The sequence below is a fragment of the Pseudomonas sp. E45-MNA-CIBAN-0222 genome, from assembly GCF_040310405.1.
Classification (GTDB): Bacteria; Pseudomonadota; Gammaproteobacteria; order Pseudomonadales; family Pseudomonadaceae; genus Stutzerimonas; species Stutzerimonas stutzeri_AC.
Genome location: NZ_JBEOPU010000002.1, coordinates 367417 through 390821 on the forward strand (window position 1 = coordinate 367417; position 23405 = coordinate 390821).

At 61.5% G+C, this 23405-nt stretch carries 23 protein-coding genes; 13 read left to right on the top strand and 10 right to left on the bottom strand.

What is annotated here, in order from left to right:
* The first annotated feature begins 102 nt into the window (after positions 1-102).
* From metX to AAEZ08_RS04720, 6 genes are read left to right on the top strand one after another with little or no spacing between them, the layout of a single operon-like run.
* Positions 103-1242 (top strand): homoserine O-succinyltransferase MetX, encoded by a 1140-nt coding sequence (gene metX / locus AAEZ08_RS04695; protein WP_500123808.1) that lies wholly within the window; start codon positions 103-105, stop codon positions 1240-1242.
* Positions 1243-1251: 9 nt separating this feature from the next.
* Entirely contained in the window at positions 1252-1851 is a 600-nt protein-coding gene (gene metW, locus AAEZ08_RS04700; protein WP_003282750.1) for a methionine biosynthesis protein MetW, read from the top strand.
* 25 nt (positions 1852-1876) lie between these two features.
* The gene (locus AAEZ08_RS04705) at positions 1877-2299 is read left to right on the top strand and encodes a DUF4426 domain-containing protein (protein ID WP_003282751.1); all 423 of its coding nucleotides are present in this window, start codon (positions 1877-1879) and stop codon (positions 2297-2299) included.
* Positions 2296-2889 (top strand): RdgB/HAM1 family non-canonical purine NTP pyrophosphatase, encoded by a 594-nt coding sequence (gene rdgB, locus AAEZ08_RS04710; RefSeq protein ID WP_483031460.1) that lies wholly within the window; start codon positions 2296-2298, stop codon positions 2887-2889. Before AAEZ08_RS04705 ends, rdgB begins: the two co-directional genes overlap by 4 nt.
* Positions 2886-4064 carry a radical SAM family heme chaperone HemW gene (hemW, locus tag AAEZ08_RS04715; protein ID WP_500123809.1) on the top strand — a complete coding sequence of 393 codons (1179 nt, stop codon included), beginning with the start codon at positions 2886-2888 and terminating at the stop codon, positions 4062-4064. Before rdgB ends, hemW begins: the two co-directional genes overlap by 4 nt.
* A gap of 9 nt (positions 4065-4073) precedes the next feature.
* Positions 4074-4397, top strand: a complete 324-nt coding sequence (locus tag AAEZ08_RS04720) for a DUF3392 domain-containing protein (RefSeq protein WP_003282754.1) — start codon at positions 4074-4076, stop codon at positions 4395-4397.
* Between the two features lie 6 nt (positions 4398-4403).
* Here AAEZ08_RS04720 and AAEZ08_RS04725 read toward each other — a convergent pair whose 3' ends face one another.
* A complete protein-coding gene (locus AAEZ08_RS04725; RefSeq protein WP_102819951.1) occupies positions 4404-4766 on the bottom strand; it encodes a DUF5064 family protein in 363 nt (120 codons plus the stop codon).
* A 190-nt stretch (positions 4767-4956) separates the two neighbouring features.
* Between AAEZ08_RS04725 and arcD the strand changes: the two genes are divergently transcribed.
* From arcD to arcC, 4 genes are all read left to right on the top strand, one after another.
* Positions 4957-6384 (top strand): arginine-ornithine antiporter, encoded by a 1428-nt coding sequence (gene arcD, locus AAEZ08_RS04730; RefSeq protein WP_500123810.1) that lies wholly within the window; start codon positions 4957-4959, stop codon positions 6382-6384.
* 96 nt (positions 6385-6480) lie between these two features.
* Positions 6481-7737 carry an arginine deiminase gene (arcA, locus tag AAEZ08_RS04735; RefSeq protein WP_500123811.1) on the top strand — a complete coding sequence of 419 codons (1257 nt, stop codon included), beginning with the start codon at positions 6481-6483 and terminating at the stop codon, positions 7735-7737.
* A gap of 57 nt (positions 7738-7794) precedes the next feature.
* Positions 7795-8805 carry an ornithine carbamoyltransferase gene (locus AAEZ08_RS04740; RefSeq protein WP_003282758.1) on the top strand — a complete coding sequence of 337 codons (1011 nt, stop codon included), beginning with the start codon at positions 7795-7797 and terminating at the stop codon, positions 8803-8805.
* A 44-nt stretch (positions 8806-8849) separates the two neighbouring features.
* On the top strand, positions 8850-9773 hold the full coding sequence (gene arcC, locus AAEZ08_RS04745) for a carbamate kinase (RefSeq protein WP_482694591.1): 924 nt from the start codon (positions 8850-8852) through the stop codon (positions 9771-9773).
* A gap of 64 nt (positions 9774-9837) precedes the next feature.
* Here the strand turns inward: arcC and AAEZ08_RS04750 are convergent, their stop codons facing one another.
* The 5 genes from AAEZ08_RS04750 to AAEZ08_RS04770 form a co-directional block, all read right to left on the bottom strand.
* Entirely contained in the window at positions 9838-11178 is a 1341-nt protein-coding gene (locus AAEZ08_RS04750; RefSeq protein WP_058064256.1) for a DUF1329 domain-containing protein, read from the bottom strand.
* A 232-nt stretch (positions 11179-11410) separates the two neighbouring features.
* Positions 11411-12127 (bottom strand): tRNA (guanosine(46)-N7)-methyltransferase TrmB, encoded by a 717-nt coding sequence (trmB, locus tag AAEZ08_RS04755; RefSeq protein WP_500123812.1) that lies wholly within the window; start codon positions 12125-12127, stop codon positions 11411-11413.
* Between the two features lie 64 nt (positions 12128-12191).
* Positions 12192-12986, bottom strand: coding sequence for a thiazole synthase (locus tag AAEZ08_RS04760; protein ID WP_500123813.1), 795 nt, complete (start codon positions 12984-12986; stop codon positions 12192-12194).
* Positions 12987-13061: 75 nt separating this feature from the next.
* Positions 13062-13262 (bottom strand): sulfur carrier protein ThiS, encoded by a 201-nt coding sequence (thiS, locus tag AAEZ08_RS04765; protein ID WP_058064299.1) that lies wholly within the window; start codon positions 13260-13262, stop codon positions 13062-13064.
* A gap of 88 nt (positions 13263-13350) precedes the next feature.
* Complete coding sequence (locus AAEZ08_RS04770; protein WP_058064253.1) at positions 13351-13725, bottom strand: DUF423 domain-containing protein; 375 nt, start codon at positions 13723-13725, stop codon at positions 13351-13353.
* A 68-nt stretch (positions 13726-13793) separates the two neighbouring features.
* On the opposite strand from AAEZ08_RS04770, the gene mtgA reads away from it, so the two are divergent.
* From mtgA to AAEZ08_RS04785, 3 genes are all read left to right on the top strand, one after another.
* A complete protein-coding gene (mtgA, locus tag AAEZ08_RS04775) occupies positions 13794-14522 on the top strand; it encodes a monofunctional biosynthetic peptidoglycan transglycosylase (protein WP_500123814.1) in 729 nt (242 codons plus the stop codon).
* A 124-nt stretch (positions 14523-14646) separates the two neighbouring features.
* Positions 14647-16578 carry a phosphodiesterase DibA gene (gene dibA, locus AAEZ08_RS04780; protein ID WP_500123815.1) on the top strand — a complete coding sequence of 644 codons (1932 nt, stop codon included), beginning with the start codon at positions 14647-14649 and terminating at the stop codon, positions 16576-16578.
* A 192-nt stretch (positions 16579-16770) separates the two neighbouring features.
* Complete coding sequence (locus tag AAEZ08_RS04785) at positions 16771-19338, top strand: CHASE domain-containing protein (RefSeq protein ID WP_500123816.1); 2568 nt, start codon at positions 16771-16773, stop codon at positions 19336-19338.
* 84 nt (positions 19339-19422) lie between these two features.
* Here AAEZ08_RS04785 and rpoH read toward each other — a convergent pair whose 3' ends face one another.
* The 4 genes from rpoH to ftsY all read right to left on the bottom strand — a co-directional run bounded on the left by rpoH (position 19423) and on the right by ftsY (position 23346).
* The gene (rpoH, locus tag AAEZ08_RS04790; RefSeq protein WP_003282767.1) at positions 19423-20277 is read right to left on the bottom strand and encodes an RNA polymerase sigma factor RpoH; all 855 of its coding nucleotides are present in this window, start codon (positions 20275-20277) and stop codon (positions 19423-19425) included.
* Positions 20278-20387: 110 nt separating this feature from the next.
* Positions 20388-21407: a permease-like cell division protein FtsX gene (gene ftsX / locus AAEZ08_RS04795; RefSeq protein WP_058064249.1), complete on the bottom strand. Its 1020-nt coding sequence runs from the start codon at positions 21405-21407 to the stop codon at positions 20388-20390.
* Positions 21407-22075, bottom strand: a complete 669-nt coding sequence (gene ftsE, locus AAEZ08_RS04800; protein WP_003282770.1) for a cell division ATP-binding protein FtsE — start codon at positions 22073-22075, stop codon at positions 21407-21409. The genes ftsX and ftsE overlap by 1 nt, the downstream gene beginning before the upstream one ends.
* The gene (ftsY, locus tag AAEZ08_RS04805) at positions 22072-23346 is read right to left on the bottom strand and encodes a signal recognition particle-docking protein FtsY (protein ID WP_500123817.1); all 1275 of its coding nucleotides are present in this window, start codon (positions 23344-23346) and stop codon (positions 22072-22074) included. Before ftsY ends, ftsE begins: the two co-directional genes overlap by 4 nt.
* Between the last annotated feature and the right edge of the window lie 59 nt (positions 23347-23405).

Sequence of the window (23405 nt, forward strand, 5' to 3'; positions counted from 1 at the left end):
CCGACGAATTGGCAAGAGCCTTCCTCGCGTTGCATTTCAGGATGAATTGCAACGCGCATACCTTTAGACTTTGCCGCCTTCTTCAAGCAAGAGCCAGGGTCGATGCCCACTGCCATTCCCGCCGATTCCGTTGGCCTGGTGATTCCGCAGGTCGCGCATTTTGCCGAACCACTGACACTCGCCTGCGGCCGTACGCTAGCTGATTACCAGCTGATCTATGAAACCTATGGCGAGCTGAACGCCGCGCGCAGCAATGCCGTGCTCATCTGCCATGCACTTTCCGGCCACCATCATGCCGCCGGCTACCACAGCATGGACGACCGCAAACCCGGCTGGTGGGATTCCTGCATAGGCCCGGGCAAGGCCATCGATACCGATCATTTCTTCGTCGTCAGCCTGAACAACCTGGGCGGCTGCAATGGTTCGACCGGCCCGAGCAGCACCAACCCGGCCAGCGGCAAGCCCTATGGTGCAGACTTCCCAGTGGTGACAGTGGAAGACTGGGTGCACAGTCAGGCACTTCTGGCCGACTGCCTTGGCATCGCCCAATGGGCAGCGGTGATAGGCGGCAGCCTGGGCGGCATGCAGGCCTTGCAATGGACCATCAGCTACCCTGAGCGAGTACGCCATTGCCTGGCCATCGCCTCGGCGCCCAGGCTGTCGGCACAGAACATCGCCTTCAACGAAGTCGCGCGCCAGGCCATCCTGTCCGACCCGGAATTCCACGGCGGCCATTTCCAGGAGATGGGCGTGATTCCCAAGCGCGGCCTGATGCTGGCGCGCATGGTCGGCCACATCACCTACCTATCCGATGATGCCATGGGCACCAAGTTCGGCCGCGGATTGAAGAGCGAGAAGCTCAACTACGACTTCAACAGCGTGGAATTTCAGGTCGAGAGCTACCTGCGCTATCAGGGCGAGGAGTTTTCCGGGCGTTTCGACGCCAATACCTATCTGCTGATGACCAAGGCGCTGGATTATTTCGACCCGGCCGCGGCCAACGACGACGATCTGGCCAAGACCTTCGAGGTCGCCCAGGCGCGCTTTTGCGTCATGTCCTTCACCACCGACTGGCGCTTTTCACCAGAGCGCTCGCGGGAAATCGTCGACGCGCTGCTCGCCGCGCGCAAGGACGTCTGTTACCTGGAGATCGACGCGCCACAAGGCCACGACGCCTTTCTGATCCCCAACCCACGCTACCTGCAAGCCTTCCGCGGTTACATGAACCGCATAGCCGTATAAGGAACGAAGATGCGCGCCGATCTGGACATCATCCAAGAGTGGATTCCGGCCGGCAGCCGAGTACTCGACCTCGGCTGCGGCAATGGTGAGCTGCTGGCCTGGCTGCGCGATCACAAGCAGGTCAGCGGCTACGGCCTGGAAATCGATCCGGACAACATTGCCGCCTGCATCGACAAGGGCGTCAATGTCATCGAGCAGAACCTCGATCTGGGTCTGGGCAACTTCGCCAGCGATAGCTTCGACATGGTGGTCATGACCCAGGCGCTGCAGGCCGTGCACTATCCCGACAAGCTGATGAAGGAAATGCTGCGCGTCGGTCGGCAGTGCATTATCACCTTCCCCAACTTCGGCCATTGGCGCTGCCGCTGGTACCTTGCGAGCAAAGGCCGCATGCCCGTATCCGAGTTCCTCCCCTACACTTGGTACAACACGCCGAATATTCACTTCTGCACATTCGAGGATTTCGAGCGGCTATGCCAGGAAAGCGGTGCCAGGGTGCTCGAGCGCCTTGCCGTTGACCGAGACCACAGGCACGGCTGGGCCAGTCGAGCATGGCCAAATCTGCTGGGTGAAATCGGCATCTACCGTGTCACGGGACCTTCCCGCTGAGCGGTTCAACGCTGGAGGAAAACATATGAAACAAGTTCTCATCGGCCTGCTGGCCGCCCTGCTTACGCTGCCCGCACTGGCGGAGCGCAAGCACAGCGTCGGCGACTACGACATCCACTACATCGCCTTCAACTCCGGGTTTCTACAGCCCGATATCGCCGCGGCAGCGGGCCTGACGCGCAGCAAGACTCAGGGCGTGATCAACATCTCGGTGCTAAAAGGCGGCAAGCCTGTGGCGGCGCAGGTAAGCGGGCAGGTGAGGAACCTGCTCGGGCAGGATCGCTCACTGACCTTCAAGCAGCTCAAGGAAGGCGAAGAGGCGCTCTATTATCTGGCGCAATTCCCATTCGACTCGCAGGAAACCCTGCGCTTCAGCCTTACCGTGAAACCAGCTGGCGGTGACCCGTTCAGCTTTGACTTCAGCCAGGAGTTCTACCCCGACCGATGATGCCTTTCCCTGAACTGGTGCTGGCCAGTCATAACGCCGGCAAGCTCAAAGAGCTACAGGCAATGCTCGGCGACACCGTACGCGTGCGCTCGATCGCCGAGTTCAGCGATATCGAGCCGGAGGAAACCGGTCTGTCGTTCATCGAGAACGCCATTCTCAAGGCGCGCAATGCAGCCCGACTGTCCGGTCTGCCGGCGCTCGCTGACGACTCCGGCCTGGCCGTCGATACCCTTGGCGGCGCACCGGGGATCTACTCGGCACGCTATGCCGACGGCCAGGGCGATGCCGCCAACAATGCCAAGCTGCTGGATGTTCTGCGTGACGTTCCAGATGCCGAACGTGGCGCGCAGTTCGTCTGTGCTCTGGCTTTGGTACGCCACGCTGAGGATCCGCTGCCGATCATCTGCGAAGGCCTCTGGCACGGTCGCATCCTGCATGCTCCGCGCGGCGAGCACGGCTTCGGCTACGACCCGCTGTTCTGGGTACCGGAATGCGAATGCTCCAGTGCCGAGCTGCCGGCAGCGCGGAAGAACCAGCTCAGCCACCGTGCACGCGCCATGGCCCTGCTCAAGCAGCGGCTGGGGATATGAACGCCGCAAGCCCTGTGCCTGCATCCGGCCGGAATCGCTTCGAACTTCCACCGCTGGCGGCCTACGTCCATATCCCCTGGTGCGTGCGCAAGTGCCCGTATTGCGACTTCAATTCCCATGCGGCCGGCCCCGAGCTGCCCGAGGAGGCCTATGTCGCCTCGCTGCTGGCGGATCTTCGCGATGACCTCGAGCATGTCCAGGGTCGCCGGCTGAGCTCGATCTTCTTCGGCGGCGGCACACCTAGCCTGTTTTCCGCCAAGGCGCTGGCAGCCATTGTCGAAGGCTTGGAAAGGCTGGTTGGCTTTGCAGACGACATCGAAATCACCTTGGAGGCCAATCCAGGGACATTCGAGCAGGCCAAGTTCCGCGACTATCGCCAGCTCGGCATCAACCGACTTTCCATTGGCGTACAGAGCTTCCAGGCGTCCAAGCTCAAGGCGCTCGGGCGCATTCACGACGGCGATGAAGCGATTCGCGCAGCCGATATGGCGCGCGACGCAGGGTTCGACAACTTCAATCTCGACCTCATGCACGGCCTGCCGGATCAGAGCCTGGAGGATGCGCTGAGCGACCTGCGCATCGCCATCGCGCAGCAACCGACGCATGTGTCCTGGTATCAGTTGACCCTGGAGCCGAACACGGTGTTCTGGAGCCAGCCGCCGCAGCTACCTGAAGATGACATCCTCTGGGACATCCAGGAAGCCGGCCAGACGCTGCTCGCCGAGCACGGCTACCACCAGTACGAAACCTCGGCCTATGCCAAGCCCGGGCGCCAGGCCCATCACAACCTGAACTACTGGACCTTCGGCGATTTCCTCGGCGTCGGCGCCGGCGCCCATGCCAAGCTCAGCCACACCGACGGACGCATCCTGCGCAGCTGGAAAACCCGCCTGCCAAAGGACTACCTCGATCGGGCCAAAGCCTTTCGCGCCGGCGAAAAGCAGCTCACTACCGATGAATTACCCTTCGAATTCCTGATGAATGTGCTGCGCCTCACCGACGGCGTACCGGCCATGCTGTTCACTCAGCGCACCGGATTGGCCCTGGACATGCTTGCCGAGCCCCGCCGTGTTGCCGAGGCCCGCGGCTTGCTGTCACCCGATCCCTCTCGCTTGGTGGCGACGGCCAAGGGCCAATTGTTTCTCAACGACCTGCTACAGAGCTTCCTGCCTTAAGGACACCGGATGGATTTGCTACTCGACCTGATCGTTACACTGTCGCGCTGGAGCCGCAGCCACCTTTCCGATATTTCACTGGCGCTCATGGCCACACTCTTCGTCCTCTTCGGCCCGGCAATCAATACCTGGGTAAAGGGCGCTGTCAGCAGCCTTAACTTCTTTTTCCGCACACTGATCTTCGTACTGGTCTGCGCGGTGGGCTACGGCCTGGCCATCGTTTTCCTGACGCCGTGGATGACCCAGGGCCTGGCCCATCTGAACAACTACAGCCTGGCCCCAGTACTGCTGCTGATCTTCTTCCTCGTCGGTGTAATCGCCGATCGCAACTAGCGCCGTTCAGCCTTCACGCAAAAAGCGGTCAAGATCAATCGGCTCGCCAGGCTCGCAATGCAGCTGCTGGCGCAGATCCTTGAACATAGGATCATAGTCGGCATGAAAGGCGAACAGGACGTCCGAGTGCAGAGCTGCACCCTGCTTGCGCAGGGATTGACGAACACGCTGCAGGAAATTGCAGGCTACGTCCCGATGCAGGCGAAACAGCTCGTCGATCGGCGTCCGATCGACCGTGCCGTGCAAATGAAAGCATGCCCACTCCGGTTTCCGCTCCGCGCCCTCGACGTGATAGTCGAGAACGAGGTGATAACCGGAAAAGGCCTTCGACGCGGGCCGACTGACCACTGCATGACCGGATCTGAACACTGCATAACCCTCCCTTCAGGTCCATTTTCGACGCGCACGTGTTTTGGCGCCGGGCTGTCTAGCACGGGCCCCATCAGACAGTGTGATCGTTGCACTCCATTACCCTGGTTCTCTTGACGCTGGTCATCACACCGTCACAGGCAGGCATTTAATGGCCTCAGCTGCTCTGATTTGCAAAGGAGGCAGAACCATGGCCACGGCCTCGAAACAACTGAAACTCAGCGCACTGGTTGCACTAGTAGTGGGATCGATGATCGGCGGCGGGATCTTTTCCCTGCCGCAGAACATGGCAGCTAGTGCCAGCGCCGGTGCAATCCTGATCGGCTGGGCAATTACCGCGGTCGGTATGCTCAGCCTGGCCTTCGTCTTCCAGACCCTGGCCAACCGCAAGCCGGAACTCGATGCCGGTGTCTATGCCTACGCCAAGGCGGGCTTTGGCGACTACATGGGCTTTTCGTCCGCCTGGGGTTACTGGATCAGCGCCTGGATCGGCAACGTCAGCTACTTCGTCCTACTCTTTAGTACGCTCGGCTATTTCTTCCCGATATTCGGAGAGGGCAATACCTTGCCAGCGGTGATCGGCGCCTCGCTGGTCCTGTGGGGCGTACACCTGCTGGTTCTACGCGGCATCCAGCAGGCCGCGTTCATCAACCTGATCAGCACCATCGCCAAGATCGTGCCTCTGTTGCTCTTTATCGTCATCACCGCCGTAGCGTTTCGCCTGGAAGTGTTCACCGCCGACTTCTGGGGACGCGGCAACATTGAGCTTGGCAGCGTCATGGAGCAGGTGCGCAACATGATGCTGGTGACAGTGTGGGTGTTCATCGGCATCGAGGGCGCCAGCGTCTATTCGGCACGTGCCGAGCGACGCAGCGACGTCGGTAAAGCCACGGTGATCGGATTCATCGGCGTGCTTGCACTGCTTGTGTTGGTGAACGTCCTGTCGATGGGCATCATGAGCCAGGCCGAGCTGGCCGGCCTGAAGAACCCATCCATGGCTGGCGTTCTGGAACAAGTGGTAGGGCGCTGGGGCGCAATCCTGATCAGCGTCGGATTGGTGGTTTCACTGGCCGGTGCTCTGCTGTCCTGGACTCTGCTCTGTGCCGAGATCCTCTTCGCCAGCGCGCGCGATGACACCATGCCCCGCTTCCTGCGCAAGGAGAATGCCAATCACGTTCCGGCCAACGCGCTGTGGCTCTCCAACGGGCTGATCCAGCTGTTCCTGATCATCACGCTATTCAGCGCCTCGACCTACCTTAGCCTGCTGTACCTAGCCACCTCGATGATCCTGGTGCCCTATTTCTGGTCGGCTGCCTATGCACTGCTACTCGGTGTGCGTGGCGAAGGCTACGAGAGTGCACCCGGTGAGCGGCGCAAGGACCTGCTCACAGCCGTGATCGCAACGCTATATGCGGTATGGCTGGTCTATGCCGGTGGCATCCAGTACGTATTGCTGTCCGCACTGCTCTACGCCCCAGGTGCCCTGTTGTTCGCCAAGGCCAAACGCGAACTCGGGCAGCCGGTGTTCACCTCGCTGGAGAAACTGATTTTCGCCGCAGTACTGATCGGTGCGGCGATCGCCGCCTACGGGCTGTACGAAGGATTCCTCTCTCTCTGACCACCGGAAGCAAGTTCCGGCAACCCTCGCCCACCGCCAAAAGCGGTGGCGAGCCACTAAGCACCCACAGGTGCGAAGACTGCAAGGAGTACAGACATGACCCCGCAAACACCAAAGCTGGGCGTCCATTCCGAAGCTGGAAAGCTGCGCAAGGTAATGGTCTGCTCGCCGGGCCTGGCCCATCAGCGCTTGACCCCAACCAACTGTGACGAGCTGCTGTTTGACGATGTGCTGTGGGTGAACCAGGCCAAGCGTGACCACTTCGACTTCGTCACGAAGATGCGAGAACGCGGCGTCGAAGTCCTGGAAATGCACAACCTGCTGACCGAAACAGTGGCCAATCCAGAAGCATTGAAGTGGATTCTCGACCGCAAGATCACGCCCAACCAGGTTGGCATCGGCCTGCAAAACGAGGTTCGCAGTTGGCTCGAGGAGCAACAGCCGCGACGACTGGCTGAATACCTGATTGGCGGCGTAGCTGGCAGTGACCTGCCTGGTACCCAGAGCGGCGAAATCGTCAGCATGTTTCGTGACTATCTCGGGCACTCGAGCTTCATCCTGCCGCCACTGCCCAACACGATCTTCACCCGTGATACCAGCTGCTGGATATACGGCGGCGTCTCGCTAAACCCCATGCATTGGACGGCACGGCGTCAGGAGACGCTGCTCACCACAGCGATCTATCGTTTCCACCCCGAGTTCGCCGGCAAAGACTTCAAGGTCTGGTATGGCGACCCCGAGCTCGACCACGGCCTGGCTACCCTGGAAGGCGGCGACGTGATGCCAATCGGCAATGGGGTGGTGCTCATCGGTATGGGCGAGCGCACCTCCCGCCAGGCCATCGGTCAGTTGGCACAGTCGCTGTTCAATCATGGCGCCGCCCAGCGGGTGATCGTTGCAGGCCTTCCACGGTCTCGCTCAGCGATGCATCTGGATACCGTGTTCAGCTTCTGCGACCGCGACCTGGTGACGATCTACCCCGAGGTGGTGAATGGCATCGTGCCGTTCAGCCTGCGTCCCGACGAGAGCAAACCGGGCGGTATCGACCTGCGCCGCGAGGGCGCGAGCTTCCTGCAGGTGGTCGCCGAAGCATTGGGCCTTCCCGCGCTACGGGTGGTGGAGACAGGCGGCGACAGCTACGAGGTCGAGCGCGAGCAGTGGGACGACGGCAACAACGTTGTAGCCCTCGAACCCGGCGTCGTGATCGGCTATGACCGCAACACCTTCACCAATACCCAACTGCGCAAGGCCGGTGTCGAGGTAATCACCATCAGTGCCAGCGAACTGGGCCGTGGCCGTGGCGGCGGCCACTGCATGACCTGCCCGATCATTCGCGACGCTCTCGACTATTGATCTCGGATCAACGTGCCGGTCTCCGGCCGGCACGTCCGCGTAAAGAGGATCTTCATCATGGCTTTCAACATTCATAACCGCAGCCTGCTAAGCCTCATGCACCACAGCGAGCGCGAGCTGCGCTATCTGCTTGACCTGTCCCGCGACCTCAAGCGCGCCAAATACACCGGCACTGAGCGCCAGCACCTCAAGGGCAAGAACATCGCGCTGATCTTCGAGAAAACCTCGACCCGCACTCGCTGCGCGTTCGAGGTGGCCGCCTACGATCAGGGCGCCAACGTTACCTATATCGACCCCAACTCCTCGCAAATTGGCCACAAGGAGAGCATGAAGGACACGGCCCGGGTGCTCGGCCGCATGTACGACGCCATCGAATATCGCGGCTTCAAGCAGGAGATCGTCGAAGAGCTCGCCCGCTACGCTGGCGTACCGGTCTACAACGGCCTGACCGACGAATATCACCCGACCCAGATGATCGCCGACGTCATGACCATGCGCGAGCACAGTGACAAGCCGCTGCATCAGATCAGCTACGCCTACCTGGGCGACGCGCGAAACAACATGGGCAATTCACTGCTGCTGATCGGTGCCAAGCTGGGTATGGATGTGCGCATCGCGGCGCCGCGGGCGCTGTGGCCAAGCGAAGAGCACGTCAAGGCGTGCAACGAGTTCGCCGAGCAAAGCGGTGCGCGACTAATGCTCACTGAGGATCCAAAGGCCGCAGTCCAGGGCGTCGATTTCGTCCACACCGACGTATGGGTATCCATGGGTGAGCCGGTTGAGGCCTGGGCCGAGCGTATCGAGCAGTTGCTGCCCTATCAGGTGAACCCTTCGCTGATGCAGGCCACCGGCAATCCACGGGCAAAGTTCATGCACTGCCTGCCGGCCTTTCACAACAGCGAAACCAAGGTCGGCAAGGAGATTGCCGCGCGCTATCCGCATCTGGCCAACGGTATCGAGGTTACCGAAGAGGTATTCGAGTCGCCTGCCTGCATAGCCTTCGAACAGGCCGAAAATCGCATGCACACCATCAAGGCGATCCTGGTATCCACCCTCGCCGACATCTGATCCACCTAGCGCCCGCACCGCGGGCGCACTTTGGAGGAACACACATGCGTATCGTAGTCGCACTGGGCGGTAATGCCCTGCTTCGCAGAGGGGAGCCTTTAAGCGCGGAGAACCAGCGCGAGAATGTGAGGATTGCGTGCACCCAGATTGCACGGATCGCGCCGGGCAACGAACTGGTGGTGGCCCACGGGAACGGCCCGCAAGTCGGACTGCTGGCATTGCAGGGAGCGGCCTACAAGGATGTTCCCACCTACCCCTTGGATGTGCTGGGTGCGGAAACCGAGGGCATGATCGGCTACATCATCGAGCAGGAGCTGGGCAACCTCCTCCCGTTCGAGGTGCCCTTCGCCACCTTGCTGACGCAGGTGGAGGTAGATGCCGCCGACCCGGCCTTCCAAAAGCCCACCAAACCGATCGGACCAGTCTACAGCCGCGAAGAGGCTGAGCAGCTGGCCAAGGAAAAAGGCTGGAGCATTGCCGCCGACGGAGACCGTTTTCGCCGCGTGGTGCCGAGCCCAAGGCCGAAGCGCATTTTCGAGATCCGACCGATCAGCTGGCTGCTGGAGAAAGGCAGCGTAGTGATCTGCGCCGGTGGCGGAGGAATCCCTACCGTGTATGACCAGAACGGTCGGCTGCAAGGCGTGGAGGCAGTGATCGACAAGGATCTGTGCTCGGCTCTGTTGGCCGAACAGCTGAGCGCAGACCTGCTGGTGATCGCCACTGACGTCGACGGCGCCTATCTGAACTGGGGAACACCAGAGCAGCGCCGCATCCATGAAGCGCATCCCGACGAACTGGAGCGCCTGGGCTTCGCTGCGGGCTCCATGGGCCCGAAGGTACAAGCAGCCTGCGAGTTCGCTCGCAACACCGGCAAGGTCGCGGTGATCGGCTCGCTTGGTGATATCGAAGCAATCGTTCAGGGCAGCGCCGGAACGCGTGTCAGCCTGGCAGCGGGCGATTCGCTATAAGCGGCCTTGGCCGAAAACGAAAAAGCCGCCTTGCAGGGCGGCTTTTTTCATTCGTGTCCGAGGATCAGTTTCCGCCCCGGCGCAGCGCCTGAGGCGAGAAGTCGCGAGGACTCAGCTTTGCGCCGAAATCATACATCTGCTCGTTGTTATCCAGCCCGTCGACGAAATAGTTGCCGTCCTTGAGGTGGTACAACGTTTCCAGCGTGCTGTTGAACATCGGCACATCGTAATAGCTGATCGGGTGGCTCTCCTGCAGACCAATCAGGGCACCCTTCTCGTCATACAGGTCGACCGCGAGGATCGCCCAGCTGTCCTCGTCGATATAGAACCGGCGCTTGTCGTACAGGTGCCCGAAGCCTTTGCGCAAAGTCGCCTCGACAACCCATACGCGATGCAGCTCGTAGCGCAGCAGCTCTGGATTAAGCGTGCGCGATTGAACGATGGTGTCGTAGGGAATGCCCTTCTGGTGCACCGCATAGCTGTTGTAGGGCATCAGCATCTCGCGCTTGCCGAGCAGCTCCCAGTCGTACCGGTCCGGCGCACCATTGAAAGAGTCGACCACGTCGGCCGTAGCCAGACCACTGGTGTCGGGCTGCAGTGAGTCATAGGCAAGCGAAGGCAGGCGGCGCACACGGCGATCATCCGGGCTGTAGCGCCAAGCCTTGCGGGTAGTCAGCACCTGATCCAGAGGGTCCTGCACCACGAGCGCGGTGCCGGAAAGCTTGGCCGGCGCTGTAACCCGGTACTTGTAGTACAGCACGGTATTGTCCAGATCCCCTTGGGTCATCCCCTCGCGGTTGTAGACGTAGTAAACATGCCGGTCGCGCTTGATGTAATTGGCCCTGCCACCAATCACAACGGCCTGGTTGTTGACCATGTGGGTCTGGTCGCCCTTGTAATGCAGGATGTGATTCCAGATGACCTCGATACCGCTCTGCGGGATCGGGAACGGAATTCCGGCTGCGGCTCCCAGGATGCCGTTACCGTTGGCAATCAGCTCGGCGCTAACAGCGTTGAAACGCGTAGCGTCATAGATGCGCTGCGGCACCGAAGCACTGCGGCGGGTCGGAAAGACACGCAGATGGTAGTCCGGGTAGCGCTCCAGCAAGGCCTTCAAGCCTTCGGAGAGCTGACCGCTGTACTGGTCCAGGTTGGTCCGATCAACACGATAGAGCATCGAGTCGGAGGCATACGGGTCGGGATGGTGCATCCCCGGCTCGTAGCCGGCCGGCGGCGCAACGCCACCCGTCCACGGAGGGATGGTACCGGCAGCATTGCCAGCCCGCTCAGCGCCAAGCGGGGTAAGGTCCTGCCCCAGCCGGGCGGCCTCGGCGCTATCTACCTTTGCCTGTGCCTGCCATGCGGCACAGGCCGCCAACAACAGAATTCCAATCTTTCCGTACATCGTCTACTCCCCCAATTGCGCACGACGCTGGGCACTGCTTGGTATACCCAGCCGTCGGCGATGCATTGTTATATGGTGTGTGCAGGCGTGCCTTCCTGGCAGGCACTTTTATCCCTGGCCGCTGCTGCGGCTCTTCGTTTGAGTCTGGCAAGCGATAGCGCTGACGGGCCCTACCTACAGGGCGGCCCGGCGGCGGTCGCGGGTGTCTCGGTGCTGCTTGTCGTAACGTTTCTTAGTCGATGCGCTGGAACTTCAGGTCCCAGACGCCGTGACCGAGCCGCTCGCCACGGCGTTCAAACTTGGTTACCGGCCGCTCTGGCGGGCGTGGTACGCAGCGCCCGTCCTCAGCCAGATTGCGATAGCCCGGGGCGACGCTCATCACCTCAAGCATGTATTCGGCGTAGGGCTCCCAGTCGGTGGCCATATGCAGCACGCCGCCGACCTTCAACTTGCTGCGCACCAGCTCGGCGAAGGCCGGCTGAACGATGCGCCGCTTGTGATGACGGCTCTTGTGCCATGGGTCCGGAAAGAACAGCAGCACGCGGTCCAGACTGGCATCGGCTACGCAATCGCGCAGCACCTCCAAAGCGTCGCAACTGTAGACCCTGACGTTGTTTAATTTCTGTGACACAAGTCCGCTCAGCAGCGCACCGACACCGGGTTTATGCACTTCCACGCCGATGAAGTCCTGATCCGGCGCCGCGCCGGCCATTTCCAGCGTGGAATGGCCCATGCCGAACCCGATCTCGAAGGTACGCGGCGCACTGCGGCCAAACACTTCGTCGAAATTGCGCAGACCATCCTCGAGCACCAGCCCGAATTTCGGCCAGCCTTGTTCGAGACCGCGCTGCTGGCCTTCGGTCATACGCCCGGCGCGCATCACGAAACTCTTGATGGTACGGCGGTGCTCGGTTTGCTGCTCTTCAACCGCGGGGGTTTGCTCTGTCATGGTCTACCTGCGAGAAATAAAAAAGCCGACCCCGACACGAGGTCAGGGTCGGCCACAAGCCGTTTTAGCGAATCAGCCCATCCAGCGGCGATGAGGCGCTCGCGTAAAGCTTTTTCGGCATGCGCCCGGCGAGATAGGCCAGACGGCCGGCCTCGATGGCGTACTTCATCGCCTCAGCCATCAGCACCGGGTTTTGCGCATGGGCAATGGCGCTATTCATCAAAACCGCTTCGCAGCCCAGCTCCATGGCGATGGCCGCATCCGAGGCAGTACCGACCCCGGCATCCACCAGCACGGGAACGGTGGCTTCTTCAAGGATGATGCGCAGGTTGTACGGGTTGCAGATGCCCAGGCCGGTGCCGATCAGTCCAGCTAGCGGCATCACCGCGATGCAGCCCATCTCGGCCAGTTGACGGGCGATGATCGGGTCGTCGCTGGTGTACACCATGACGTCGAAACCGTCCTTGACCAGCACTTCTGCCGCCTTGAGGGTTTCGATCACGTTCGGAAACAGGGTCTTCTGATCGGCCAGCACTTCGAGCTTGACCAGCTTGTGACCATCGAGCAGTTCGCGCGCCAGGCGGCATGTGCGCACCGCGTCTTCGGCCGTGAAGCAACCAGCAGTGTTCGGCAGGATGGTGTAACGCTCGGGACTGATCACATCGAGCAGGTTCGGCTCGCCCGGATTCTGGCCGATGTTGGTGCGGCGTACCGCAACGGTGACGATATCGGCGCCCGACGCTTCGATGGCCGCACGCGTCTCCTCGAGATCCTTGTACTTGCCGGTGCCAACCAGCAGCCGCGATTGATAGGTGCGACCGGCCAGGATAAAGGGCTTGTCGTTCGGAACTGGGCGCATGGGAAATCCTCGTTCGGACGTATTGCTGCGGACTGGGCGCCGCACTGGCGGCGTAATTCGAAGGGACGCGATCAGCTAGCCGCCACCGATGGCGTGAACCACCTCGACATGATCGCCCTCGCTGAGCGGCGTGGACGCGTGCGCGCTGCGCGGCACGATGTCCCGGTTGAGCTCGACGGCCAGACGGCGCCCGCTCAGCTCAAGACGCACCAGCAGGTCGGCCACCGTCTCGCCGGCTGGCAGCTCATAGGGTTCGCCATTCAACTGGATATGCATGCTGTTCGCCGCCATTGCGAAAAGGGGACGGCATTCTAGCCCGAATCACCCACGCCACCAACGCGAAGCCCGCGGCCGTTCGTCTCGCTCAGCCGCGTAAGCGCCAGCCGGCAAGCCCCAGACATAACCAACCTGCGAGAAAGGCGGTGCCACCTATCGGCGTGATCATGCCTAGCTTGCCGATTCCACTGAGCGTGAGCAGGTACAGGCTGCCTGAGAACAACAGAATGCCAGCGGCGAACAAGGCGCCAGCCGCGTTCAGCAGGCGACTGGGCCGTTGCAATGCGAGCAGCGCGACGCCGAAAAGCGCCAGCGCGTGAATCATCTGATACTGCACGCCCGTCTGAAAAACGGCCAGATAGGCCGGGCTCAGCTGACTTCTGAGGCCGTGGGAGGCGAAGGCGCCGAGCGCTACGCCGGTGAAACCGAAAAGGGCGGCAAGCACGAGATAATAACGAATCATTGCCTTTTCCAGTCGATGGCTTGAACGGTCGCTATAATGCCGGCTCTTTTCGCCCACGACCACGTGCCATGTTGCGAAACCTTCTGCTGCGCCTGTCCAAACTGCTGCTCTGGCTGATCGGCCTATTGGTGCTGCTGGTCCTGTTGTTTCGCTGGGTGCCTCCGCCGTTCACCGCTTTGATGATCGAGCGCAAGATCGAGTCCTGGCGCACAGGCGAAACTATCGACCTGACCCGCGACTGGCGGCCCTGGCGCGAGCTGCCGGACGATCTGAAAATGGCGGTGATCGCTGCCGAGGACCAGAAGTTTGCCGACCACTGGGGCTTCGACGTCGCAGCAATTCGCGCCGCCCTCAGCCACAATGAGCGTGGCGTATCACTGCGCGGTGCCAGCACCCTAAGTCAGCAGGTAGCGAAGAATCTGTTCCTCTGGTCCGGCCGCAGTTGGCCGCGCAAAGGTCTGGAAGCCTGGTTCACCGCACTGATCGAACTGCTGTGGCCCAAGCAGCGCATCCTTGAGGTCTACCTCAATAGCGTTGAATGGGGCGATGGCATCTTCGGTGCGCAAGCGGCAGCACAGCACCATTTCGGTACCGGCGCATCGTATTTATCCGCCCGCCAGGCCAGCCTGCTGGCTGCGGTGCTGCCAAATCCGCGGCAATGGCACGCGGGCAAACCGAGCGGGTACGTGAACAACCGCGCTGCGTGGATTCGCCAGCAGATGCGCCAGCTTGGAGGCGCACACTACCTGCAGCGGCTGAAACCTGACCACCCGGACTGGTGGCCAGGCTGGCTTTAGGCCAGTATGTCGCGCCGCAGGCGTCGCAGGATGCAGCAGCACCCGTGTCTAACGATGTGCCTCGCGCCTGCGCTGTGCGATGAGGTTTGACTGTGCAGTATCTCGACCGGACTCAAAAGCAACGATGAACACGCACCTCGTCCGGCTGAGTCTGGGCTACTTTCTCCTGGCCATGCTGTGGATTCTCCTCGGCGACACGCTCCTCGGCCATCTGGTCAAGGGCAGCGACAGCCAAGCCTGGCACATGGGCAAAGGCGCTCTATTTGTGGCATTCACGAGCGCCCTGCTGTTCGTGCTCGGACGACAGCACTTTCGCCGCTTCGACGAGCAGCAGCGTGCTCAGCATGTGCAGGAAACCAGCCTTAAACAGGCGGCGGCGGTCTTCGACAGCACCCAGGAAGGCGTTCTGGTAACTGATCCAAGCCAGCACATCGTGCACGTCAATCCCGCGTTCAGTCGCATCACCGGCTACAGCACCGAAGAGGTACTCGGGCAAACACCGAAACTCTTCGCCTCCGGCAAGCACGACGCAGCCTTCTACGCTCAGATGTGGCTGGCGCTGAAAGATCATGGCGAATGGAGCGGCGAAATCTGGAACCGCCGCAAGAACGGCGAGGTGTATCCGCAATGGCAGAACCTGCGCTGCATCCACGACAACCAGGGTAATCTCAGCCATTACGTAGCGGTGTTCTCCGACCTCTCGGCGCTGAAACGCTCTCGCGAGGAACTCGACCAACTCGCCCACTACGACCCACTGGTCAACCTGCCGAATCGTCTGCTGTTCACCGAGCGCGCCAAGCAAGACCTCGAGCGGGCACGAGCGAGCAGGCGTAGCGGCGCGCTGCTGCTGATCGACCTCGACCACTTCAAGGACATCAACGAAAGCCTTGGCCACAGCCTGGGCGATGCTCTGCTGCAAACCGTAAGCGTTCGTTTGAGTGCCGAGCTCGAGGAAGGCATGACGCTCGGCCGACTCGGCGGCGACGAATTCGCCCTGCTTTGCGAAGGCTTTGGCGCCGAGAAAGCCACGGCTCTGGCATTGCGCATCCTTGATCGTCTGAACGAGCCCTTCCACCTCGGCGGGCAGGAGCTGTTCAGCAGCGCCAGCATTGGCATCGTGCTCTATCCGTATCCGACCGATGTGCAGAATGTCGAGCAGCTGATGCGCAACGCCGATTCGGCGCTGTTCAAGGCCAAGAGCAGCGGCCGCTCTACCTATGCGTTCTATTCCGAAGAGCTGACGAGCCAAGCGCGCCAGCGCGTCGAGCTGGTCACCGCTCTGCGCCAGGCTCTGGAACACGGACAGCTGCGTCTGCATTTTCAGCCGATTTACGATCTGCACCAAGGCACCATCGCCGGATTCGAAGCGCTGGTGCGCTGGCAGCATCCGCAAAAAGGCCTGATCGCGCCAGGCATCTTTATCCCCATCGCCGAGGAAACCGGCCTGATCGGCGCCATAGATAACTGGGTGCTGGAGCAAGCCTGCGACCAGGCCCGGGAATGGCTCGGCCAGGGCCGCGCGCTAGGATTCATCGCGGTGAATATCTCCAGTCGGCTGTTCGGCAACGGCGACCTTGACCTGCAGGTGGCCACCGTTCTGGCCAAGAGTGGGCTTGAGCCCCGCTACCTCGAGCTGGAGATCACCGAAAGTACCGTTATGCAGGACCCGGACGCAGCCCTGGAGTTGTTGCAGCGCCTGCGCACGCTTGGCGTTCAATTGGCAATCGACGACTTCGGCACCGGCTACTCGTCGTTGCAACGGTTAAAGCGCATGAACGTGCACAAGCTCAAAATCGACCAAGGCTTCGTCAGAGGGCTGCCAGCAGACCGCGAGGATGCCGCCATTACCCGCTCGGTCATCAGTCTGGCGCATAACCTGGGCCTGAAAGTCGTCGCCGAAGGCATCGAGGTTGCGGACCAGGCGGCATTCCTGTTGTCCCAGAATTGCGACTATGGGCAGGGCTACGGTTTTGCCCGACCGCTGCCCGCGAGCGATATCGACTGGCGCCCGACAGCACTGGATTACGGCAATAGCAGCCCTTCGTCTCCGCGCTGATGACGCACTTATATCAATAGGCCATCACGAGCGGTAAGCTGATGTTCGCTCAGCGCCGCAGGCCGACCGCCTGTACGCCCGAGGCCGCGTCATTGCGGCATACTGGCCCAGCCCAGCCAGTAGCGGCCAGCACACTTTCTGACCGATCAGACAACCAAATCGGTTCACGTACCGCCCACCACAGCGAAGATGATGAGCGACCCAGTAGAACACCACAGCCCATCCCTGGGCCTGCGACAGCTCTTCACCTGGCGAAACGGCATCGCCTGGGGCGCTTTGGTGTTGACCCTGCTGGTACAGCTGGTGGTCTGGCAGAACCTGCGCACCAACGAAGACCGCGCGGCTGAGCAGCAATTTCAGATGCTTAGCGAGAAGGTCACCGAGGCCATTCGCAAGCGCCTACGCGACCACGAGCAGATTCTTCTTGGCGGCGCCGGTCTGTTCGATGCCGTCGAGCAAGTCAACCGCGAGCAGTGGCGCATGTACGTCAGCCGTCTGCTGCTGCCGGATCGCTACCCAGGCATTCAAGGCGTCGGCTTCACGCAGGCCGTCCCGCGAGACGAGCGCGAGGCCCATATCGCCAAAATCCGCGCGCAAGGCTTCCCAAGCTACGACATCTACCCTGCCGGTGACCGCGAGCTCTACACCTCAATTATCTTTCTGGAGCCATTTACCGGTCGCAATCTGGCCGCATTTGGCTACGACATGTACTCCGAACCGACCCGCCAGCGCGCGATGCTGCGCGCCGCGCAACTAGGCGAAACCAGCATCACCGGCAAAGTGACGCTGATGCAGGAAACCCACGGCAAGGTACAGGCCGGCGTGCTGCTCTATGTGCCGGTGTACCGGCCAGAACAGCCGGTGACTACGCCGGAGCAACGCATGCAGGCGCTGTTGGGATTCGTCTACAGTCCCTATCGGGTCGACGACCTGATGCGGGGCATTCTTCGTGCGGCAGACTTGCCGCTGGCTCTGCACATATACGCCAGCACCAGCGAAAACCCGCAGCATTTGCTCTACGCCTCACGCGAGGCACCTGAACCCGGTAGAGCCCGCTACAGCGAGCTTCAGCAATTGGACCTTTACGGCCAGACCTGGTCGCTACGCATGGATAGCCGGCCAGAGTTCGACGAGCGCTTCCGCGCCAACGAAGCGCTGGTGATTGGCCTGGGACTTGGGCTGAGCCTACTGGTATTTCTTCTGACGTCGTCGCTTGCGCTTCGCCATCGCCGCACCAAGGCGCTGGCGGAAGAGATGACGCGGCATATTCGCCAAAGCCGGCACGACCTGAGGTTGAGCGAGGAACGTCTTTCGTTGGCTCTCAAAGGCAGCAACGACGGACTGTGGGACCTCGACCTGGAAGCCGGCAGCATGTTCGCCTCACCCCGCGCCTGGGACATGCTCGGTTATCGCCCCAACGAACTGACCTGCGATCTCAAACTGTGGGAGCGCGTCACGGTCGCTGAAGACCTCGCGCAGCAGAAGGCGCGGCTGGCGCAAACCATGCTATCCAATGTCGACCACTTCACCACCGAGCTACGGCTGCAGCATAAGCACGGCCATATTGTGCCGGTGCTGTTGCGCGGCTATATCCAGCGCGACCCGCAGGGCATGGCGCAGCGTATCAGCGGCACGCTGATGGACCTCACAGAGCACAAGCGCGTCGAGCAGATGAAGAACGACTTCGTCTCCACCGTGAGCCACGAGCTGCGCACGCCACTGACCTCGATCAGCGGAGCGCTCGGGCTGATTGTCGGCGGCGCGCTTGGCGCAGTGCCGCCTGCCATGCTGCACATGCTCGAAATCGCCTATCGCAACAGCCTGCGCCTGGGCCATCTGATCAACGACCTGCTGGACATGGAGAAGATTGCCGCCGGAAAAATGTCCTTTGAATTGCGCGAACATTCGCTGGGTGACCTGCTCGAGGAGGCACTGGCGAGCAACCGCGCGCTCTGCGATCAACATGGTGTGCGCTGCACACTGGATCACCCCGCTGACGTACTGGTCTGGGTAGACGGGATTCGCTTGCAGCAGGTGCTCGGCAACTTCTTGTCAAATGCCGTCAAGTTCACTCCTGAGGGAGGGGAAATTCGACTGCACAGTCACTTGTCTGGGCCGAAGGTTCGCATCAGCGTCACAGACCAAGGGCCAGGCATTCCTGAGGCATTCCGTTCGAGGGTGTTCGAGAAGTTTGCTCAGGCAGACGCTTCCGACAGCCGACAGAAATCCGGTACCGGGCTCGGATTGGCCATCACCAAGGAACTGATCGAGCGCATGGGCGGCGCCGTTGGCTTTGACTGCCAGCCCGGCCAAGGCACAACCTTCTGGTGCGAGCTGCCCATTCAGGCCTCCGCCAGCGAGACGGAGAGCCGCGACGGTTTGCCGAGAATCCTGGTGGTCGAAGATGAACCGGACACCGGGCGCCTTCTACATATGATGCTGCGCGAGGGCGGCTATGGGGCAGAGCGGGTGCAAAGCCTGCATCAAGCACGGGAAAAGCTCGCCAACGGCCATTACGAGGCGATGACACTCGACCTGCACCTGCCCGACGGCAGCGGCATGCAGCTGATCGACGAGCTGCGCGCCAAACCGGGCATGCAGGATCTACCGATCATCGTCATCTCCGCGGCACACCAGTTCGATCAAGCCCAGTTTCCCGAGTGGATCGTCTGGCTGCACAAGCCGATCACCAATGCGCAGTTGTTGGCGGCAGTCGAGAAAGCGCAAGACAACATCCGAAGGATGCGCCGCGGGGACTGAGCGGCACGTGGCACCCGATAGCTTGAGGCAAAAAAAATCGCGGGAGCCGATTGGCACCCCGCGATTCGCTTTAGCTGGTGAGCATCAGGCCTGAATCGAGCCCTTCAGCTTGTTCATCGCATTCTTTTCCAGCTGTCGAATGCGCTCGGCTGACACGTTGTACTTGGCAGCCAGGTCGTGCAGGGTCGCTTTGTCCTCACTCAGCCAGCGCTGTTGGAGGATATCGCGACTACGCTCATCGAGCCCTTCGAGTGCCGTATGCAGACTGGAGGTTGAGCTATCGCTCCAGTCTGCATCTTCCAGCTGGCGGGCCGGATCGTAACGGTGATCTTCCAGATAGTGCGCCGGCGACTGATAGGCACTGTCGTCATCGGCATCGGTTGCCGGATCGAAGGCCATATCATGCCCGGTCAGGCGACTCTCCATCTCGCGCACTTCATGTGGCTCGACGCCCAGGCTGTCGGCCACGGCCGACACTTCATCGTTGTTCAGCCAGGCCAGGCGCTTCTTCTGGCTACGCAGATTGAAGAACAGCTTGCGCTGCGCCTTGGTGGTCGCGACCTTGACGATGCGCCAGTTGCGCAGGATGAACTCGTGGATTTCGGCGCGAATCCAATGCACGGCGAAAGACACCAACCGTACGCCCATCTCTGGGTTGAAACGCTTGACCGCCTTCATCAAGCCGACATTACCTTCCTGAATCAAATCGGCCTGGGCCAGACCATAGCCAGAATAGCTGCGGGCAATGTGAACGACGAAACGCAGGTGCGCCAGCACCATCTGCCGAGCCGCTTCGAGATCCTGATGATAGAAGAGACGCCCGGCCAGCTCGCGCTCCTGCTCGACGGTGAGCAGCGGGAGGCTGTTCACGGTCTGCACGTAGGCCTCGAGATTGGCTCCCGGGACTAGCGCTTGAACAGGTTGCAGAGTAGTTGTCATGCAGTACCTCCAATGACGAAGCTGCAGCAGTTTAGCATTGCCGCATGAGACTGCAAGCCTGTGGAAAAGTTCCCCAGCCAATCAACTAAGTCATTGTATTAAAAAGAAATTTATCTTGGCGCCAACTCACTCAGATGCCTTGCGACAGCCAACCAGGCTCCGATGTAGCCAAGCAATATGGCGCCGATAACCAGCGACAGTGCGTCACCGGCCGGGACACCTTCCAGACCGAAATCACTGCCGTAGAGGCCAGCGAGACTAACCACGGCCTCGTTAAGCCAGCCCAGCCCGTAGGCCAACAGCAGCCAGGCGATCAATCCCGCCCCCAGACCATAGATGGCGCCCATATAGAGGAACGGGCGCCGGACGTAGCCGTCGGTGCCACCTACAAGCTTGACCACCTCGATCTCGGTGCGCCGGTTTTCAATATGCAGGCGGATTGTGTTGCCGATCACCAGCAACAGCGTGGCGACCAGCAACAGCGTCAGGCCGAAAACAAAACGGTCGCCGAGCTTGAGAATGGCGCTCAGTCGCTCGACCCAGAGCAGATCCAGCTGAGCCAACTGCACGCCGGGCAGTTCGGCCAGCTGCTGGCGCAGCGCTTCAAGCTTGTCCTTGTCCACCTCCTCGGGCGTGACAAGAATCACGCCGGGCAGCGGATTTTCCGGTAGCTCCTTCAGCGCCTCGCCTAGTCCGGAAAGCTGCTGGAACTCCTCCAGCGCTTGTTCGCGGCTGACCCAGTCCGCTTCAGCCACGTCCGGCATGGCGGCCACCTCATCACGCAAACGCTCGCCGGTACCGGCATCCACATCCAGCTGCATGAACAGTGAGATCTGCGCGGCGCGCTGCCAGGAACCGCCAAGCCGCTCGACGTTGTCCAACAACAGTGCCAGGCCCATAGGCAAGCTCAGCGCTACCGCCATCACCAGACAGGTGAAGAAGCTACCGATCGGCTGCTTGACCAGGCGCCCGACACTGTCGACCAGGCTCGCCCGATGGCTTTCCAGCCAGGCGTGAAACAGTGCCTTGAAGTCCGGCTCGTCGCCGCGCGGCTGCTCCGGTTTCTTCACCGAACCGCCAATGCGCTCTGCCGTGCTTGGGTTGGTTTTAGGTTTGCGTTCGCTGCTCATCAGCTGGCCTCCCCGTCGCCGATCAGGCGACCACGTTGCAGGGTCAGCATGCGATGACGCATCCGCGCGATCAGCGCCAGATCGTGGCTGGCGATCAATACGGTAGTGCCCAGACGGTTGATGTCTTCGAACACACCCATGATCTCTGCGGCAAGCCGCGGGTCGAGGTTACCGGTGGGTTCGTCAGCCAGCAGCAGGGCCGGACGGTGCACCACGGCGCGGGCAATGCCGACACGTTGCTGCTGACCCGTTGACAGGTCAGCGGGATACTGCAGCGCCTTGTCCTTGAGGCTGACGCGCTCTAGTGCGGTCATCACCCGCTGACCGATCTCGCGCTTGTTGAGCCCGAGTATCTGCAACGGCAGGGCGACGTTGTCGAACACCGTGCGATCGAACAGCAGCTGGTGATTCTGGAACACCACCCCGATCTGTCGGCGCAGGAAGGGAATCTGCGCGTTGGTGATGCGCGACAGGTCCTGTCCGGCCAGCAACAGCTTGCCGCTGGTGGGGCGCTCCATGGCCAGCAACAGGCGCAGCAGCGTGCTCTTGCCGGCGCCGGAATGGCCGGTGACGAAGAGGAACTCGCCACGGCGCACCTGAAAGGAAAGCTCATGCAACCCGATGTGGCCGTTGGGATAGCGTTTGCCGACCTGTTCGAAACGAATCATGCGCCGTCCCGCTGGGCAAAAAGCGCCTTGACGAAGGCATCGGCCTCGAACGTGCGCAGATCGTCGATGCCTTCGCCGACACCGATATAGCGGATCGGCGTGCCGAACTGCTTGGCCAGGGCGAAGATCACGCCACCCTTGGCGGTGCCGTCGAGCTTGGTCAGCACCAGCCCGGTCAGCTCGACCGCCTGGTTGAACTGCTTGGTCTGGTTGATGGCGTTCTGGCCGGTGCCGGCGTCGAGTACCAGCAGGACTTCGTGGGGAGCCGACTCGTCGAGCTTGCCCATGACCCGACGGACTTTCTTCAGTTCCTCCATCAGGTTGTCCTTGGTATGCAGACGGCCCGCGGTGTCAGCGATCAGCACGTCGATGCCGCGCGCCTTGGCCGCCTGCACCGCATCGAAGATCACCGAGGCGGAATCGGCACCGGTGTGCTGGGCGATCACCGGAATGCTGTTGCGCTCGCCCCACACCTGCAACTGCTCCACCGCCGCGGCGCGGAAGGTGTCGCCGGCCGCGAGCATGACCTTCTTGCCTTCGAGCTGCAGCTTCTTGGCCAGCTTGCCGATGGTGGTGGTCTTGCCGACACCGTTCACGCCGACCACGAGGATCACATACGGGCACTTGCCACTGTCGACCACGAGCGGCTGCTCGACCGGCTTGAGCAACCCAGAGAGTTCTTCCTGCAGCGCGGTATAGAGCGCGCCACTGTCGGCCAGCTCCTTGCGCGACACGCGGCGGGTGAGGTTCTGCATGATCGCCGTGGTCGCCTCGACACCGACGTCGGCGGTGAGCAGACGGGTTTCCAGTTCGTCGAGCAGGTCATCGTCGATGGCTTTCTTGCCGAGGAACAGGCTGGCCATGCCTTCGCCGATGCTGGAGCTGGTCTTGGACAGCCCTTGCTTGAGGCGGGCGAAGAAGCCGAGTTTGGCCGGAGCTTCGGCGGGCACTGCCGCGGCGACCGGCACCGGCACGATTTCTGGCTCTGGCTCTGGCTCTGGCTCTGGCTCTGGCTCTGGCTCTGGCTCTGGCTCTGGCTCTGGGAGTATTTCGGCTTCGACGGGCGGTTCGGGCAATAACTCGGCGGTGGTGATTGCCGGTTGCTCGCTCTCGGCCTCAGGCTGCTCGGCGTGCGCCAGGCGGTCTTCCTGCGCTTCGGCAGCAGGTTGCTCGGCCGCCGGCTGCTGCGGTTTCTTGCGCAGCCAGCCGAACAGGCCTTTCTTTTCGCCGGGCTCGGCCGGTGTCTTCTTGTCGTCGTTGGAACCAAACATGGAGAAGGTATTCTCAAGGATGCGATACGCCGGCAGCCACGCTGCCGGCCAAACGGGCT